Annotated in this window: 14 protein-coding genes; 2 read left to right on the top strand and 12 right to left on the bottom strand. The window is 71.0% G+C overall.

Features of this window, described 5'->3' with window-relative positions; genetic code table 11:
- Window positions 1-177: 177 nt before the first annotated feature.
- The 4 genes from ACFC79_RS03615 to ACFC79_RS03600 form a co-directional block, all read right to left on the bottom strand.
- Window positions 178-1,266: a branched-chain amino acid aminotransferase gene (locus tag ACFC79_RS03615; RefSeq protein WP_376234641.1), complete on the bottom strand. Its 1,089-nt coding sequence runs from the start codon at window positions 1,264-1,266 to the stop codon at window positions 178-180.
- A gap of 258 nt (window positions 1,267-1,524) precedes the next feature.
- Complete coding sequence (locus tag ACFC79_RS03610; RefSeq protein WP_376234639.1) at window positions 1,525-2,601, bottom strand: 3-isopropylmalate dehydrogenase; 1,077 nt, start codon at window positions 2,599-2,601, stop codon at window positions 1,525-1,527.
- A gap of 105 nt (window positions 2,602-2,706) precedes the next feature.
- Window positions 2,707-2,835: a hypothetical protein gene (locus ACFC79_RS03605; RefSeq protein WP_376234636.1), complete on the bottom strand. Its 129-nt coding sequence runs from the start codon at window positions 2,833-2,835 to the stop codon at window positions 2,707-2,709.
- Between the two features lie 366 nt (window positions 2,836-3,201).
- Window positions 3,202-3,756: a GNAT family N-acetyltransferase gene (locus ACFC79_RS03600; protein ID WP_376234634.1), complete on the bottom strand. Its 555-nt coding sequence runs from the start codon at window positions 3,754-3,756 to the stop codon at window positions 3,202-3,204.
- A 224-nt stretch (window positions 3,757-3,980) separates the two neighbouring features.
- On the opposite strand from ACFC79_RS03600, the gene ACFC79_RS03595 reads away from it, so the two are divergent.
- Window positions 3,981-4,691, top strand: a complete 711-nt coding sequence (locus ACFC79_RS03595) for a nitroreductase family protein (protein ID WP_376234631.1) — start codon at window positions 3,981-3,983, stop codon at window positions 4,689-4,691.
- 122 nt (window positions 4,692-4,813) lie between these two features.
- Here ACFC79_RS03595 and pruA read toward each other — a convergent pair whose 3' ends face one another.
- Together pruA and ACFC79_RS03585 are read right to left on the bottom strand one after the other, a co-directional pair.
- Window positions 4,814-6,445 (bottom strand): L-glutamate gamma-semialdehyde dehydrogenase, encoded by a 1,632-nt coding sequence (gene pruA, locus ACFC79_RS03590; RefSeq protein WP_376234628.1) that lies wholly within the window; start codon window positions 6,443-6,445, stop codon window positions 4,814-4,816.
- Window positions 6,446-6,498: 53 nt separating this feature from the next.
- Window positions 6,499-7,425 (bottom strand): proline dehydrogenase family protein, encoded by a 927-nt coding sequence (locus ACFC79_RS03585; protein ID WP_376234625.1) that lies wholly within the window; start codon window positions 7,423-7,425, stop codon window positions 6,499-6,501.
- A gap of 180 nt (window positions 7,426-7,605) precedes the next feature.
- Here ACFC79_RS03585 and ACFC79_RS03580 point away from each other — a divergent pair, with 180 nt between their 5' ends.
- A complete protein-coding gene (locus tag ACFC79_RS03580) occupies window positions 7,606-8,748 on the top strand; it encodes a PucR family transcriptional regulator (protein WP_376234623.1) in 1,143 nt (380 codons plus the stop codon).
- A 374-nt stretch (window positions 8,749-9,122) separates the two neighbouring features.
- On the opposite strand, the gene ACFC79_RS03575 is transcribed toward ACFC79_RS03580, so the two are convergent.
- The 6 genes from ACFC79_RS03575 to ilvC all read right to left on the bottom strand — a co-directional run bounded on the left by ACFC79_RS03575 (window position 9,123) and on the right by ilvC (window position 16,784).
- The gene (locus ACFC79_RS03575) at window positions 9,123-9,641 is read right to left on the bottom strand and encodes a hypothetical protein (RefSeq protein ID WP_376234620.1); all 519 of its coding nucleotides are present in this window, start codon (window positions 9,639-9,641) and stop codon (window positions 9,123-9,125) included.
- A complete protein-coding gene (locus ACFC79_RS03570) occupies window positions 9,638-10,357 on the bottom strand; it encodes a hypothetical protein (protein WP_376234617.1) in 720 nt (239 codons plus the stop codon). Before ACFC79_RS03570 ends, ACFC79_RS03575 begins: the two co-directional genes overlap by 4 nt.
- A gap of 72 nt (window positions 10,358-10,429) precedes the next feature.
- Window positions 10,430-12,898, bottom strand: coding sequence for a Tox-REase-5 domain-containing protein (locus tag ACFC79_RS03565; RefSeq protein ID WP_376234614.1), 2,469 nt, complete (start codon window positions 12,896-12,898; stop codon window positions 10,430-10,432).
- A 331-nt stretch (window positions 12,899-13,229) separates the two neighbouring features.
- Window positions 13,230-13,817, bottom strand: coding sequence for a TetR/AcrR family transcriptional regulator (locus tag ACFC79_RS03560; protein ID WP_376234611.1), 588 nt, complete (start codon window positions 13,815-13,817; stop codon window positions 13,230-13,232).
- A gap of 112 nt (window positions 13,818-13,929) precedes the next feature.
- On the bottom strand, window positions 13,930-15,522 hold the full coding sequence (gene serA / locus ACFC79_RS03555) for a phosphoglycerate dehydrogenase (RefSeq protein ID WP_376234609.1): 1,593 nt from the start codon (window positions 15,520-15,522) through the stop codon (window positions 13,930-13,932).
- Between the two features lie 260 nt (window positions 15,523-15,782).
- A complete protein-coding gene (gene ilvC, locus ACFC79_RS03550) occupies window positions 15,783-16,784 on the bottom strand; it encodes a ketol-acid reductoisomerase (protein ID WP_376234607.1) in 1,002 nt (333 codons plus the stop codon).
- Window position 16,785: the final 1 nt, after the last annotated feature.

The following is a 16,785-nucleotide window of genomic DNA, read 5'->3' as shown; positions in this document are numbered from 1 at the left end:
GTGCTGAGCGGTGTCCCGTAATCCCTGGTGGGCCGGCGCGCGGCGTCGGATGCGGTGCATCGCAAGGCGGAGGGACATCCGCATACCGGATGTATCCGGATGTATATGGACGTTCCGACAACGCGGCGAGGTGCCGTAGCTGTCGTCGCGCGCCCGCCCGGGGTTACGGGACAGCGCTCAGCCGAGAGGGTGCATCCACCCGTGGGCGTCCTCGACGACGCCGCGCTGGATGTCGAGCAGGCGCTCCCGCAGCTTGAGGGTGACCTCGCCCGGCTCGCCCTTGCTCTGCGTCCACTCGCCGCCCTCGCACTTGACCGTGCCGACCGGAGTGATGACGGCGGCGGTGCCGCAGGCGAAGACCTCGGTGAGGGTGCCGTTCTCGGTGTCGGCCCGCCACTGGTCGATGGAGACGCGCCCCTCCTCGGACTCGTAGCCCAGGTCACGGGCGACCGTGAGCAGCGAGTCGCGGGTCACCCCGGCCAGCAGCGAGCCGGTCAGGGCGGGGGTGACGATCTTGTTCCCGTACACGAAGTACAGGTTCATCCCGCCGAGCTCCTCGACCCACTTGTGCTCGACCGCGTCGAGGTAGGCGACCTGGTCGCAGCCCTTCGCGGTCGCCTCGGCCTGGGCGAGGAGGGAGGCGGCGTAGTTGCCGCCGGTCTTGGCGTCGCCCATGCCGCCGGGAACGGCCCGCACCCGGTTCTCGGACAGCCAGATGGAGACCGGCTTGACGCCGCCGGCGAAGTAGGCGCCGGCCGGCGAGGCGATGACCACGAAGAGGTACTCGTTGGCCGGCTTCACACCGAGACCGACCTCGGTCGCGATCATGAACGGGCGCAGGTAGAGGGACTCCTCGCCGCCGTGCGCCGGGACCCACGCCTTGTCCTGCCGGACCAGCGCGTCGCACGCCTCGATGAACGTCTCGACCGGCAGTTCCGGCATGGCCAGCCGGTGCGCCGACGCCTGGAACCGCCGGGCGTTCGCCTCGGGGCGGAAGGTGGCGACGCTGCCGTCGGGCCGGCGGTACGCCTTGAGCCCCTCGAAGATCTCCTGCGCGTAGTGCAGCACGGTGGTCGCGGGGTCGAGGGAGAGCGGACCGTAGGGGACGAGCTGACCGTCGTGCCAGCCGCGGCCCTCGGTCCACCGGATCGTCACCATGTGATCGGTGAAGTGCCGGCCGAAGCCGGGCCCGGCGAGGATCGCCTCGCGCTCCGCGTCGGACAGCGGGGTCGAGGTGGGCTTGAGCTCGATCGTGGGCGTCGTCATGAGTGCGTGTCCTTCACCTGTCGTGTGCGTTGGACCGCGCTCGCGCCCTCGCCGCCCGGCAGCAGCCGGGACGTCCGAGCATCCGTACGAGAGACGCAGTCCCGTCCGATTATCGCTCCGGGGCGGCTCTGCACGAAATGACGCGAAATGCGGTCCGGTGGTCGGTGTCCAGCGGTCGGCGCGAGGACACCCGGGACCGCACGGAGGAAGCCGCCGGGTGCTGTCGCGACCCGGCGGCTTCGATGGGGAGTCGTCGGGTCAGCTCGCCACGCGTACCGCGAGCGCGTCGCCGATCTGGTCGGTGGTACGGGGCGATCCCCCTCCCCCGGAGCCTTCCGGGCCCGAGAGGTGCCCCCCTCGCTCCGCGAGGTCGGCGGAGACGGCGTCCTCGATGCGCACGGCCTCGGCGTCGTGGCCGAGGTGGCGCAGCAGGAGGGCGACGGAGAGGATCGTGGCGGTCGGGTCGGCCTTGCCCTGGCCCGCGATGTCGGGCGCGGAGCCGTGGACCGGCTCGAACATCGACGGGAAGGCACCCGTCGGGTTGATGTTGCCGGACGCGGCGAGGCCGATACCACCGGTCACGGCGGCGGCCAGGTCGGTGAGGATGTCGCCGAAGAGGTTGTCGGTGACGATGACGTCGAAGCGCTCCGGCTGGGTGACGAAGAAGATCGTCGCGGCGTCGACGTGCAGGTAGTCGGTGGTGACCTCGGGGTACTCGGTCGCGACCCTGTCGAAGATGTTCTTCCACATGTGGCCGGCGTACACCAGGACGTTGTTCTTGTGGACCAGCGTCAGCTTCTTGCGCGGGCGGGCGTTCGCGCGCTCGAAGGCGTCGCGGACGACACGCTCGACGCCGTAGGCGGTGTTGACACTGACCTCGGTGGCGACCTCGTGCTCCGTTCCGGTGCGCAGCGAACCGCCGTTGCCGGTGTACGGACCCTCGGTGCCCTCGCGGACCACGACGAAGTCGATGTCCGGACGGCCGGCCAGCGGGGTCGCGGTGTTCGGGAACAGCTTCGACGGGCGCAGGTTGACGAAGTGGTCGAAGGCGAACCGGAGCTTCAGCAGGAGCCCGCGCTCCAGGACGCCGGACGGCACGGAGGGGTCGCCGATCGCGCCGAGCAGGATGGCGTCGTGGCGCTTGAGTTCGTCGAGCTCGGCGTCCGGGAGGGTTTCGCCGGTGCGGTGCCAGCGCCGGGCGCCGAGGTCGTACTCCTTGGTCTCCAGCTTCACATCCTGCGGGAGTACGGCCCTGAGGACCTTGAGGCCCTGGGCCACGACCTCCTGGCCGATGCCGTCACCGGGGATCACTGCGAGATTGATGCTGCGAGACATGGAGGCACCCTACTGCGCGTCCCACCCCATGACATGTCATGTCCGCCATGCGGACAAGCGGGGGCTGTGCGCACCCCGCCCGCACGGACGGGACGGCACTCGGGGTCAGTGCCCCGTGGCGCCGCCGTTGTCCCTGCGGTCGAGGGCACGCTGGAGGGCGGCGGCGGCATTGCGGCGCTCCGACTCGGTCGGGCGGTGGGTGTGACGGACTCGGCGGGCGGTCGTCTCGGCCATGATGGATCGACTCCTTGAGATCGCGAGGATTTCGAGATCGGCAACGCGTGAAACGTGATGTCGAGATCGGGATTTCGAGGCGCCGGAAGGGGCGGGGAGCGGGCACCGCAGGGATGGCCTGCACGGGGTGCGCACTCACAACCGCCGATCGCTGGATCGAGCGAGTCGTTCGGCTCCTACAAAGTTAGGGCAGCCGGGCCGCCCTGTCTCCACAATTACTCGGACTTCCTACTATCTGAGACGGAGAACACGCCGCCCGCGCAGAACGCGTCAGCTCCATCGGCCCCGGACCGGTCCGCTCCGTCGGCCCGGAGCCTGCATGCCCCATCAGCCCGGCCCCGTCTCCCCGGACCGTCGGGCGTCGTCTCAGAGCACGTCGCCGTCCCGCCAGTCGAAGACCAGGGTCCCGGACCCGGCGGGCAACGGGCGGCCGGTCACGGGGCGGACGAAGGTACTGCCCTCCTCGTCCGGCAGCCGCTGGACGCCGTGCGTCGCCTGTGCGGCGATCCGCCCCGGCCACACCTGCCAGCCGCGCCCGGCGTACAGCGCCGCGCCGGCCTCCGAGGCGGACAGCGCCCCGAAGGCGTACGCCCCGTCCACGACCTGCTCCAGCGCGGTCATCACCCGTCCGCCGAGGCCCTGACGCCGCCGGTCGGCGCGCACCGCCACCGCCTCCACGTAGCCGATCCGGTACGAGCGGTCCGCGAGGACCACCCGGCGCTGGACCACGCTTCCGTGCGCCAGGAGTCCGCTGCCGTCCCGCACGTACGCGTGGATGCCGCCGAGACCGTGGTCCCAGTCCTCGTCGCTGAAATCGCCCTCGAAGGCGGTGTCCAGGAAGGCCCGGATGCCGTCGAGGTCGGCCGGGGTCAGTCGGTGGGTGTGGGCGGTGTGCACGGGCGGGGCGGTCCACTGGGTCATGCGATCAGCCTGCCACGCCGCCCCGACGGCCGATCGGGTACCGGCCGGATTCCGGGCACGCACGAGAAGGACTGCGGGCACTCGCAGCAAGGGCCACGGGCGGATACGAGAAGGACTGCGGGCACTCGCGGGAAGGGCCACGGACGGACACCGACCGGTCGCGCGCGCCCGTTCTGTCCGACGGCCCTCTGGTCCGGACCTGCCGTCACCGACAGACTGCCGACATGTCTGACACCACAGCCGTATCACCGCACTGGACACCCACCCACGGCTCGCCCTACCGTCCGGTCCCCTACCGCCCCGTGCGGATCGCGGCCGACGAGTCCCTCTCCCGCTCCGCCGAACTGCGACGGCGGATGGACGAACGCCGGACCGTGCGCCGGTTCTCCGCCGACCCCGTGCCCGAACAGGTGGTGAAGGACGCCATCGCCTGCGCCGCCACCGCCCCTTCCGGTGCGCACCAGCAACCGTGGACCTTCGTCCTGGTCAAGGACCCGGAGGTGCGGCGGCGTATCCGTGAGGCGGCCGAGCACGAGGAGCGGATCAGCTACGAGGGCCGGCTCGGTGAGGAGTGGCTGACGGCGCTGCGCCCGCTGGGCACGGACTCCGTGAAGTCCCACATGACCGACGCCCCGGCGCTCGTCGTGGTGTTCCAGCAGCGGTACTGGCTGGGCGAGGACGGGAGCCGGCGCAAGCACTACTACGTCGACGAGTCGGTCGGCATCGCGGTCGGGATGCTGCTCTCGGCCCTGCACCTGTCGGGTCTGGCGGCGCTGGTCCACACGCCGAGCCCGATGCGGTTCCTGCGCGAGGTGCTGGACCGGCCGGAGAACGAGAAGGCGTTCGCGGTGATCCCGATCGGGTACCCGGCCGACGACTGCGAGGTGCCGGACCTGGTGCGCAAGTCGCTCGATCAGGTGCTCGTGGAGGTCTGAGGCCGGACAGGGCCCCGGTCCGGCCGGGGCGCAATGGAAACCGCCTCCCGGCCGGCAGGGGAACCGGTCGGGAGGCGGAGTTCACGGGCGGGGCGCCCGGGGTGACGGCGCCCCGGAGAGCGTCAGCCCTGGTGGGGGTAGGTGTACTCGGTCGGCGGGACCAGCGTCTCCTTGATGGCCCGGGTCAGCGTCCAGCGCTGGAGATTCTGCGGGGCACCCGCCTTGTCGTTGGTGCCGGAGGCACGGCCGCCGCCGAAGGGCTGCTGGCCGACGACCGCACCGGTCGACTTGTCGTTGATGTAGAAGTTGCCCGCGGCGTACCGCAGCTTCTCCATGGTGTGCGCGGCCGCGGCGCGGTCGTTGGCGATGACGGAACCGGTCAGCGCGTAGTCGGAGACCGACTCCATCTGCTCCAGCATCGCGTCGTAGGCGTCGTCCTCGTAGACGTGCACGGCGAGGATCGGGCCGAAGTACTCGGTCGTGAAGACCTCGTTGGTCGGGTCGGTGCACTCGATGACGGTCGGGCGGACGAAGTAGCCCACCGAGTCGTCGTAGCTGCCGCCCGCGATGATCGTGCAGGTCGGGTCGGCCTTCGCGCGGTCGATCGCCGCCTTGTTCTTGGCGAACGAGCGGTCGTCGATGACGGCACCGATGAAGTTCGACAGGTCGGTGACGTCGCCCATGGTGATGGCGTCGACCTCGGCGGCGAACTTCTCCTTGAAACCGGAGTTCCAGATGGAGGCCGGAATGTAGGCGCGCGAGGACGCCGAGCACTTCTGGCCCTGGAACTCGAAGGAGCCCCGGGTCAGCGCGGTCTTCAGCACGGCGTGGTCGGCCGACGGGTGGGCGACCACGAAGTCCTTGCCGCCGGTCTCGCCGACGAGGCGCGGGTAGGTGCGGTAGTTGGCGATGTTGGTGCCGACCGTCTTCCACAGGTGCTGGAAGGTGGGGGTCGAGCCGGTGAAGTGGATACCGGCCAGGTCGCGGTGGTTCAGGGCCACCTCCGAGACGGCGAGGCCGTCACCGGTCACCAGGTTGATGACGCCCTTGGGCAGGCCCGCCTCCTCCAGGAGCTGCATCAGCAGCACGGCGGCGTGGGTCTGCGTCGGGGACGGCTTCCACACCACGACGTTGCCCATGAGGGCGGGGGCGGTGGGCAGGTTGCCCGCGATGGCCGTGAAGTTGAACGGCGTGATCGCGTAGACGAAGCCCTCCAGCGGGCGGTGGTCCATGCGGTTCCACACGCCCGGCGAGTTGGCCGGGGGCTGCTCGGCGAGGATCTGGCGCGCGTAGTGCACGTTGAAGCGCCAGAAGTCGACGAGCTCGCAGGGGGTGTCGATCTCGGCCTGCTGGGCGGTCTTGGACTGGCCGAGCATGGTGGAGGCGGCCAGCGTCTCGCGCCAGGGGCCCGCAAGCAGCTCGGCGGCGCGCAGGATGATCGCGGCGCGGTCGTCGAAGGACGTCGCGCGCCAGGCCGGGGCGGCGGCCAGGGCGGCGTCGATCGCGTCCTGCGCGTCCTTCTGCGTGGCGTTGCCGAAGGTCCCGATGACGGCCTTGTGGTTGTGCGGCTGCACGACGTCGAAGCGCTCGCCGCCGCCCATCCGCCTCTCGCCGCCGATGGTCATCGGGAGGTCGATCGGGTTCTCGCTGAGCTCCTTGAGCTTCGCCTCCAGGCGGGCGCGCTCCGGGGAGCCCGGTGCGTAGGTGTGGACCGGCTCGTTGACCGGCGCGGGGACCTGGGTCACAGCGTCCATGAGTGCCTTGTCTCCTTGGTGTCGGCGGGGATGGGGGACGGCCGGCGGCCGGTTCAGCCCTTGGTGAGGATGGAGCGGCCGAAGAACAGCAGGTTCGCCGGCTTCTCCGCGAGGCGGCGCATGAAGTATCCGTACCAGTCGGTTCCGTACGCGGTGTACACGCGCATCCGGTGGCCCTCGGCGGCGAGCCGGACGTGCTCGTCGCTGCGGATGCCGTAGAGCATCTGGAACTCGTACTCGTCCAGTTTGCGCCCTGCCTTGCGTCCCAGCTCCTGGGCGATGGCGATCAGCCGCGGGTCGTGCGACCCGATCATCGGGTAGCTCTCGCCCTCCATGAGGGTCCTCAGGATGCGGACGTACGCCTTGTCGATCTCGGCCTTGTCCTGGTGGGCGACGGAGGCGGGCTCCTTGTAGGCGCCCTTCACGATGCGGACGCGGCTGCCGGCGGCGGCGAGGCGGCGGGCGTCCTCCTCGGTGCGGAACAGGTACGCCTGGATGACGCATCCGGTCTGCGGGAAGTCCTTCCGCAGCTCCTCGTGGATGGCGAACATCGAGTCGAGGGTGGTGTGGTCCTCGGCGTCCAGGGTGACCGTGGTGCCGATCGCGGCGGCGGCCTCGACGACCGGGCGGACGTTGGCGAGCGCCAGCTCGTGGCCGCCGTCCAGCGACTGGCCGAACATGGAGAGCTTGACGGACATCTCCGCCGCGGTCCCCAGCTCCAGCTCCTTGAGCCGGTCGATCAGCTCCAGGTAGGCGTCGCGGGCGGCGGCGGCCTGCTCGGGCGTGGTGATGTCCTCGCCCACCACGTCGAGGGTGACTTCGAGGCCCTTGTCGGCGGCGTCCCGGATGACGGGGACGACCTGGTCGACGGTCTCGCCGGCGATGAACCGGTCGACGACCTGCTTCGTGCCGGGAGCGGCCGAGATGAAACGGCGCATCTTGTCGCTGCGGGACGCGGCGAGAATCACGGGACCCAGCACGGGGCACCTCCACGGAAAGTACGAACGAAAGCCGTACCGGCGGCGGGGGGAACGGCGCGGTACAGCACGGAGAACCACCGTGAAATCTAAGGATCACTCCGATGGTGGGCCATCGACAGCTGTCACGCATCCGTTGCCCGGGTCTCAGACATATGTCTGAAGGGGTGCGAGAATGGCCGGGTGAAGGGCGATTACCAGGAGCTGGTCGACGAGATCTCCGGGCTGCTCGGCGCCCCCGCGACCCTGGAGAACCGTGATTTCGGCCTTGTCGCCTTCGGGGCCCACGACAGCGACGACGACATGGCCATGGACCCGGTCCGCACGCGCTCGATCCTGACCCGGCGCTCGACACCCGCGGTCCGCGCCTGGTTCGAGGCCTTCGGCATCACGCGCGCCACCGGCCCGGTCCGCATCCCGGCCGCCCCCGAGGCCGGGGTCTTCCGGGACCGGATCTGTCTGCCGGTACGCCATCGGGGTGTGGTCCTCGGGTACGTGTGGCTGCTCGACGCCGACCCCGGACCGACCGAGGAACGGCTGGTGGCGGCGATGGAGGTGGCGGCCCGGATCGGGGTGCTGCTCTCCGAGGAGGCGCGGGCGGGCACGGACCTGTCCCGGGAGTTCGGCGCGGCCCTGACCGCCGGGCGGGGCTGGCAGCGCGACATGGCGGTGACCGCGCTGCAGGACTCGCTGGGCACGGGCGCGGAGGGGCTGCACACGGTGGTGTGCGTGTCCCCGTGGCCGCAGGAGCCGCCGTCGGTGCGCACCGTGCCCTCGGCGGCGGCGCTCGCGTCGGTCGCGGCCCCGGGCCCGGCGGGCCCGCCCTCGCTGGCCGCGCTGATCCGGCTGCGCTCGGCCGAGGTGCCGGAACCGGCGCTCGGCGCGGCGGAACGGCTGCGGGCGATCGCGGGCCGGGGCGCCACCGCCGGGGTCGCGGCACCCCGCCGCGGTCTGGCGGACCTGGCGACGGCCTGGCACGAGGCGTCGGCCGCGGCCCGCGCGGCGGCGGCCGAGTCCCGCTTCGGCCCGGTCGCGCAGTGGTCGGCGATCGGCCCGTACCGGCTGCTGACCGCGCTGCCCGCCGAATCGGCCGCCGACCCCTCCGTCCGCGCCCTGCTGTCCCCCGGGCACGCGGATCTGGCCCGCACCGCCGAGGTGTTCCTCGACTGCGCCGGCCAGGCGTCGCGGACGGCCGCCGCGCTCGGCATCCACCGCCAGACGCTCTACTACCGGCTGTCCCGGGTCCACCAGCTCACCGGTCTCGACCTGAACGACGGCGAGGACCGGCTGCTGCTGCACATGGCGCTCAAGGGCGCCCGGCTCTGAGAGCTCTGCAGGGTCCGCGATTCCGTGCGCACTTCCGCGTGATCACGAGCATCGTTCGAGCATTCCCGCGTGATCACGGACGGCGGGACCACGGACAGGGGGTTCACGGACAGCGGGATCACGGACAGGGGAACGTTCAGCAGTTCTCGACCGTCGGCCGTCGGCGGTCTTCCGGTCCGAGCGGTCCGCGGGTTTCCGGACCGTCACCCGCATGCGCCGAGCGCCTCGGCGGATGCCCCGGCTCGACATCCCCGTGGACCGTACCGGACGGTCGCGCCGGGCGGACCCGCACGCCACCGTCCCGGCCGACGTCACCGTCGCCCGTGCCGCCGTCGACGTCGGCACGGGCCGGGCCCGTTCACGTCACCCGGCCCTCACCATGCGTCCGGGGCGGCGACCGGCCGGGCGGCGACGAGGGCCGCCAGCACCAGCGGCGCGTCGCCGTCGCTGTGCCCGACGCTCACCCCGACCCACAGGTCCGCACCCTCCACCGGGCCCCAGACCGTCAGGTCGCCGTAGAGGTCCTGGTCGAAGAGAGCATCGAACAGGGGATCGACGGGGGAACCCTCCTGGCGGCGGAAGAGCGGCACGTGCAGCGGCACCGCGCGGTGCGGCCCCCACCGACGGTCCAGTATGTCGACGAGGGCGGCGCGATGGGCCTCGGCCGCGTCCTCGGCGTCGTTCCACTCGGCGGCGTACACCCCGGTCAGCGCATCGCCCTCCCAGAGCGGGACGACACGGAAGCCGTCGCCGCCGGTCCCCGTCCACTCCCCCGTCTCCGGGTCGCTTTCGGCCGCCGTGGGCCCGGCCACCGGCAACGGGCGTGCCAGCAGGGCGTCGATGTCGAGCAGCGCCCGGTCGGTGGTGAAGGTCTCCCCGGCGCGCCCGGTCACAGGACCGGCCGGTCCATCGGGCGGGGCAGCGGCTCCAGCGCCCCGGCGTCACGGAGCTGTTCGTAGGCCGCCACCACGTCCGCACTCGCGCCCGCCGCCGCGACGCGCAGCAGCACACCGCCGCCGGTAAGTTCCTCCCGGGCCGCCTTCAGGTCCTCCGGGAGGAGGGCGGCCCTCGCCGGGGAGAGGTAGCCGACCCGGCCCACCACGGGGTCGCCGACGGAGTACCCGGCGTCGTCCTCCAGCGCGTCGAGCACATCGTCGTCGCTCACGTCGCCGAAGTCCGGTTCCCACTCCCGGGCGAGGAGAGCGAGAAGTTCGGCCTCCGGGACGTCGGCGCCGTCCGGCGCGTGCAACGTCACCACGAACGACTGGAGCAGGAACTCCGGGCTGCCCCCGGCCAGTCCACTGGTCTCGGTGCGCCAACCGGCCTCCCCCGTGCGGTCCAGTCGCAGCGCGGTGCCCGTGAGGTCCGACCAGTCCTCGGCAGTCCGTGCCACGCGCAGGGCGCCGAGCAGCGCGCCCTCGTCCGCGGGCAGTTCGGTCTCCGGGCCGGTGCCATGGGCCTGGCGCCAGGTGCCCGCCCCGGCGCCGCCGGGCGACGCCGGGGCGGGAAGCAGTCCGGTGATCCCGTCCAGCGTCCGCTTCCAGCGTCCGGCGAGCGTTTCGACCGACTCCGGCCGGGGACCCCAGAAGGCCCGCACCACACGTCGCATGCACTTTCCTCCGTCGAGCTTCGTCTGCCGGGCAGGGCGGCACGGACCCGGCCGGGCCGCCCTGCGTGCAGGCTACTCGTCGAAGGCCCCCGGTTTCCTGGTGCTGTCGTTCGGCTTCGGCTTGGTGTGGACGACCTTGATCGGCAGGCCCTCGTCCCGGAACGCCTGGCGCGCGGCCTTCGCCACCTCGGGGTCGGAGAAGTGCCACTCCACCGCGCGGCCGCCGGACGCCTCGACCTGGGCGCGCGCCTCGGCGACGAACTTGTCCTTGCCGGACTTGGTGAGCTTGCCCGACTCGGACTGGGACAGGTAGCTCCGGTAACCGTTCTTGGCCTCCAGGAACGTCTGCCTACCGGAGTCCCAGCCGTCGTACTCCACGGCCGGCTTGCCCTCCTTGGGGTGCGGGACGACGTACTCCTGGCCCCGGTTGGTGCCGGTGACCTGCTCCTGGTACCGCAGCCAGGACTCGTTCTTCCAGTTGGGGGCCGGATTGCGGTCGCGGCTCGCCCAGTAGCCGTCACCGAGGTCCGCGTCGCCGAGCTTGCGGTCCTTGAGGTCCTCCGCCCAGGACGGCGAGTTGTAGTTGCGCGGGTCGGAGGTGTCGTTGCGGGTCGGCTCCGGGTACTTCTTCTTGTCCAGCTCGGCCTTGCGGGCGCGCTCCGGCTCCTCCAGGCGCTTCTGCTCCAGGTGGGCGGCCCGTTCCTGGGCTCGGGCCTCCGCGGCCTTGGCCTTGGCCGCCTCGTCGCAGCCGCCGTTCGCGAGGACGACCCTGCCGGTGGAACCGGAGGCCAGCACCCCGGTGCCGGAGCCCGCGACGCCCGTGATCCCGCCGCCGTAGCGCACCGCGGACGGCCCGGACGCGATGACGCAGCCGGTCCGGCGTGCCGCGTCCTCCGCCGCGTCGGCGGCGTCGTCCGCCTCCTTGGCCGCCCTGCGGACCCCGTCGAGGTCGCCGAGTTCGGCGGCCTTGCGGGCGCGGCGCGCCGCGCCGCCCGCGTCGTCGACGGCCTTCGCCACCTTCTCGGCGATCTTCCCCAGCTTGCCGAGCTTGCCGACCTTGCCGACGACCTTCGCCACGTCATAGCCGGGAATGAACAGGGAACCGACGTTCCAGATCACATCGGTGACGGCCCGGGTCTTCTCCCCGTTGTTCCAGCGTTCGCGGACCTCGTCGCCGACGAACACGTCGTCGCCGACCTTCACCACCGTGTTGACCGACGCCTTGCCCCAGTCCCAGACGGCACCGAGGTAGTCGCCCTTGTCCCACTTGTCGCCGGCGTCCTTGGAGTCCTTCATCCACTGGTCGCCGAGTTGTTTGCCGTAGTCCGCGATGCCGGACCACGTCTCGGGCTTGAACAGGTCGATGATCCCGGTGATGTCGCCCCAGACGCCGTCGACCGCCACCCCCTTGACGACCTGGGTGGTGCGGTCCCAGGCGCATCCGAAGAAGCCCCAGCCGCTGCAGTCCTCCTCCTCGGCCTTGTCACCGCCCTTGTCGTCGGCCTTGTCCTTCTCGTCGGGCGCCGGGGTGTCGTACTCGGCCTCGGGTTCGACACCGTCCTCGGGGTAGGTGTCCACGCCGCTGCCGGGGCGGCCGTCGTCGGGGCCACCGGTGCCGCCGGAGCCTGCCGTACCGCCGGAGGAGCTTCCCTCGGTGCTCCCGCCGTTCGCGGCATCACCGTTCGCCGTTCCGCCGTTCGCGGCACCGCCATTCGCCGTTCCGCCGTTCGCGGCACCGCCGGACGGACCGCCGTTGCCGCCGCCCGACGAGCCGGTGCCGCCGGTGACGGTCGCGCCGTCGTCCGCACCCGCGGTGCCCCCGCCGTCCGCGCCCCCGGTCCGGCCGGGACCCGCCTCGACCCGGCCCGAACCGTCCCCGGACGCCGGGCACGAGTAGCCGCTCAGCGAGCAGATCGCGGACTGGAGTTCGGCGGTGATCCGCCCGCCGAGGCCGCTCAGGGCCATGGCGGCGATCAGCGCGACGACGATCAGCACCAGGCCCAGGTACTCAAGAGCCGTCTGCCCCCGGTCGCGGCGCCAGGTGATCAGGTGCGGGAGCGAGAACCCGCGCCACCGCCTCCGCTCCCCCTCCGGCTTCGCCCCCCGTTCCACCGGCGGCAGCAGGAACCAGGACCGGCTCTGCCGCCGGGTGAGGCAGAAGAGGATCAGGACCGGCAGGACCAGCTGGGTGAAACCGCGCGCCGACCCGTCCCCGATGTTGGCCACGCCACCGAGGACCAGCCACACCTGGACGGCGACAAGTCCCCACCAGACCCGTTTGCGGCCTGTCCGCACGTGCCGCGCCAGCAGCAGCCCGAGCACACCCGGCGCGGCGGCGTAGAGCAGGATGCCGAGGACCTGGGCCCCCATCGCGTCCACGGCGAGCGCCGAGCCGAACAGGCCGAGCCCGCCCAGAGCCGTCGCGCCGAACAGGACGAACAGCAGCACCCGCACCGTGTTGAGCGTCCGCGGAAGCTCCCGCAGCCCAGGTCCCGCCGGAACCGGCCCCCCGGGCACCGACATGCCACCGATAACAGACATACGCGTCCCCGACCCCCGATGTCAGCAAGTGACATGACAGTCGCTCACCCTAGGGCCGGGAATGCCCCGCGTCATGGGCCTCAGGACCCAACGCAGGACCCATGCACCGTCTATGACACGTCGTCACATCGCGGACCGATGACCGGCGGGCCACCGACCGCCGCCCGTCGTTCACCGTTCACCACTCACCGCTCGCCGCCGGGAAGCCCGTACACAGACACGCAGACACACACGTACACCCGTACGGCAGGCATACGCGTACGCCCATACGCCCGTACGCAGGCACGCAGGCACGCAGGCACGCACGTACGCAAGCATGCGGGCGAGGCAGTTATGACACGCGCCCCTCCAGCACCGCCTTCAGGCCGTCCGTCAGGTCCTGCGCGGACGGTGCCGACTCGCTGTCCATCAGCCACTGCACCATCACGCCCGCGAGCAGTGCCTGGCAGAACAGCCCGGCCACCCGGGCCTTTTCGGGGTCCTTCTCCGGATCGATGCCGAGCATGTTCTCGGCGAGCCCGTCCCGTCCGTCGCGCTGCGGGCCGATCAGCGCCCTCCTCAGCTCCGGGTCCTGGTCGATCCGGGAGACGACCTCCATCTGGAGCTGCCAGACCGAACGGGTCCGCTCATAGCTGTCGATCACCCGTTCCCAGGTCTCGCGGAACTGGTCGAGCGGCGGACGGGACGCGCCGCCATCGCCCGCCTCCTCGTCCCGCCGCTCGGTGAGCACATCGCCCCACTCCTCGGTCAGCTTGAGGAAGGCGAGATTGAGCAGGGCCTCCTTCGAGCCGTAGTGGTAGCCGATGGAGGCGAGATTCGTACCGGAGGCGGCCACGATGTCACGCGCCGTCGTCCGTGCGTACCCCTTCTCCAACAAGCAGCGCTTGGCGCCTTCGAGCAGATCCTCACGGTGTCCCATGAAAGCAGCGTACCCGGCACGCAGACGCTTGTGTAAGACACATGTCTACATGCCGGGTACGCGCAGCCGCAGGGCGCGGGACCGTCGGCGGACGGCCGTCGGGTTCCGCCGTTCAGTCGGTCAGGTTCACCGTGCGGGCCGAGGTGGCACCGATCTCCGTGGAGATCTCGGCGAGCACCGACGCCGGGACGTCGTCGTCGACGGTGAGGACGACCAGCGCCTCGCCGCCCGCGCCCGTCCGCGAGACCTGCATGCCCGCGATGTTCAGACCGGCCTCACCGAGGATCCGGCCGACCGTGCCGACGACGCCGGGGCGGTCCTCGTAGCGCAGCACCACCATGTGGTCGGCGAGCGCCAGGTCCACGTCGTACTCGCCGACGGCAACGATCTTCTGGAGGTGCTTGGGTCCGGCCAGGGTGCCGGAGACCGCGACCTCCTCGCCGCCCGAGAGCGTGCCGCGGACGGTCACCAGGTTGCGGTGGTCGGGCGACTCGGAGCTGGTGGTCAGGCGGACCTCGACGCCACGCTCCTGGGCGAAGAGCGGAGCGTTCACGTACGACACGGTCTCGTCGACGACGTCCTCGAACACACCCTTGAGCGCGGAGAGTTCGAGCACCTTGACGTCGTGCTGGGTGATCTCGCCGTACACCTCGACGTCGAGCCGGACCGCGACCTCGCCGGCGAGCGCGGTGAAGATCCGGCCGAGCTTCTCGGCGAGCGGCAGGCCCGGACGCACGTCCTGGGCGATCACACCGCCCTGGACGTTGACCGCGTCCGGGACGAGCTCGCCGGCGAGGGCGAGGCGCACCGACTTGGCGACCGCGATGCCCGCCTTCTCCTGGGCCTCGTCGGTGGAGGCACCCAGGTGCGGGGTGCAGACGACCTGGTCGAACTCGAACAACGGGGAGTCCGTGCAGGGCTCCTTCGCGTACACGTCGAGACCGGCACCGGCGACCCGACCCTCCTTGAGGGCGGAGGCCAGCGCCGCCTCGTCGACGATGCCGCCGCGCGCGGCGTTGACGATGCGCACGGTGGGCTTCACCTTGTGCAGCGCCTCGTCGCCGATCAGGCCGATCGTCTCGGGAGTCTTGGGCAGGTGCACGGTGATGAAGTCGGCGACCTCCAGCAGCTCGTCCAGCGAGAGGAGCTTGACACCCATCTGGGCGGCGCGCGCGGGCTGCACATAGGGGTCGTACGCGACGATCTTCATGCCGAAGGCCGACATGCGCTGGGCCACCAGGACGCCGATGCGGCCGAGGCCGACGACGCCGAGGATCTTCTCGCTCAGCTCGACACCGGTGTACTTGGAGCGCTTCCACTCGCCATTCTTGAGCGCGGCATTCGCCTGCGGGATGTTGCGCGCGGTGGCGACCAGCAGACCGCAGGCGAGCTCGGCGGCGGTGACGATGTTGGAGGTCGGTGCGTTGACGACCATCACACCGGCCTTGGTGGCGGCGGAGACGTCGACGTTGTCCAGACCGACGCCCGCGCGGGCGACGACCTTGAGGTTCTTCGCGGCGGCGATGGCCTCGGCGTCGACCTTGGTCGCGGAGCGTACCAGAATGGCGTCCACGTCGGCGATCGCGGGGAGGAGTTCGGCGCGGTCCGCGCCGTTGCAGTGCCGGATGTCGAAATCCGGTCCCAGGGCGTCAACCGTGGCGGGCGACAGCTCTTCAGCGATGAGTACGACGGGTTTCGAGCTCACGTGAGTCCTCACAGGTCCAGTGCGGACGGCCGTCCCGACGGCCGCAGGCGGTGGAGGGGCTTGCCGCGTGGAAGACGCACGACACTGTGGGCCTGACGCGTGTATGTGTAGAGAAGTGTAGTCATGCGCCAGGACTCATACTGCGCCCCGTTGGAAGGATCACCCACTCGGAGTGGACGACTTGTACACACGTACGACGCCACGTCTTCGGGCGGAAACGCGACGGGGGCGGACCGGTGCCGGTCCGCCCCCGGGGCGTGCTACGCGTCCTCGTCGTTGACCCAGCTCATGAGCTTGCGCAGCTCACGACCCGTGGTCTCCAGCAGGTGGTCGCTGTCGGCCTTCTTGTACTCGTTGTACTTGGGCAGACCGTTGTGGTATTCGTCCATCCAGTTCTTGGCGAAGGAGCCGTCCTGGATCTCCGCGAGGACCTTCTTCATCTCGGCCTTGGTGGCGTCCGTGATGATCCGCGGGCCGGTGATGTAGTCGCCCCACTCGGCGGTCTCGGAGATCGACCAGCGCATCTTCTCCAGGCCGCCCTCGTACATCAGGTCCACGATGAGCTTCAGCTCGTGCAGGCACTCGAAGTACGCGATCTCCGGCTGGTACCCGGCCTCGGTCAGCGTCTCGAAACCGGCCTTGACCAGGGCGGCGGTACCACCGCACAGAACGGCCTGCTCACCGAACAGGTCGGTCTCGGTCTCCTCGGTGAAGGTCGTCTTGATGACGCCGGCGCGGGTGCCGCCGATCCCCTTCGCGTACGACAGGGCGAGCGCCAGGCCGTTGCCCGAGGCGTCCTGCTCGACGGCCACGATGCACGGGACGCCGCGGCCCTCCTCGTACTGACGGCGGACCAGGTGGCCCGGGCCCTTCGGGGCGACCATGCAGACGTCGACACCGGCCGGCGGCTTGATGAAGCCGTAGCGGATGTTCAGGCCGTGGCCGAAGAACAGCGCGTCGCCGTCCTTGAGGTTGTCCTTGATGGACTCCTCGTAGACCTTCGCCTGGATCGGGTCCGGCACCAGGATCATGATGACGTCGGCCTCGGCGGCGGCCTCGGACGGCGTCACCACGCGCAGGCCCTGCTCCTCGGCCTTGGTCCGGGACTTGGAGCCCTCGTGCAGACCGACACGGACGTCGACACCCGAGTCGCGCAGCGACAGCGCATGGGCGTGGCCCTGGCTGCCGTAGCCGATGACCGCGACCTTGCGGCCCTGGATGATGGACAGGTCGGCGTCGTCGTCGTAGAACAGCTCGGCCACT

Source organism: Streptomyces sp. NPDC056061, assembly GCF_042266885.1.
In the GTDB taxonomy this organism is placed as follows: domain Bacteria; phylum Actinomycetota; class Actinomycetes; order Streptomycetales; family Streptomycetaceae; genus Streptomyces.
Note: the sequence above shows the minus strand (reverse complement) of the source record. Positions and strands in the feature narration are given on the sequence as shown.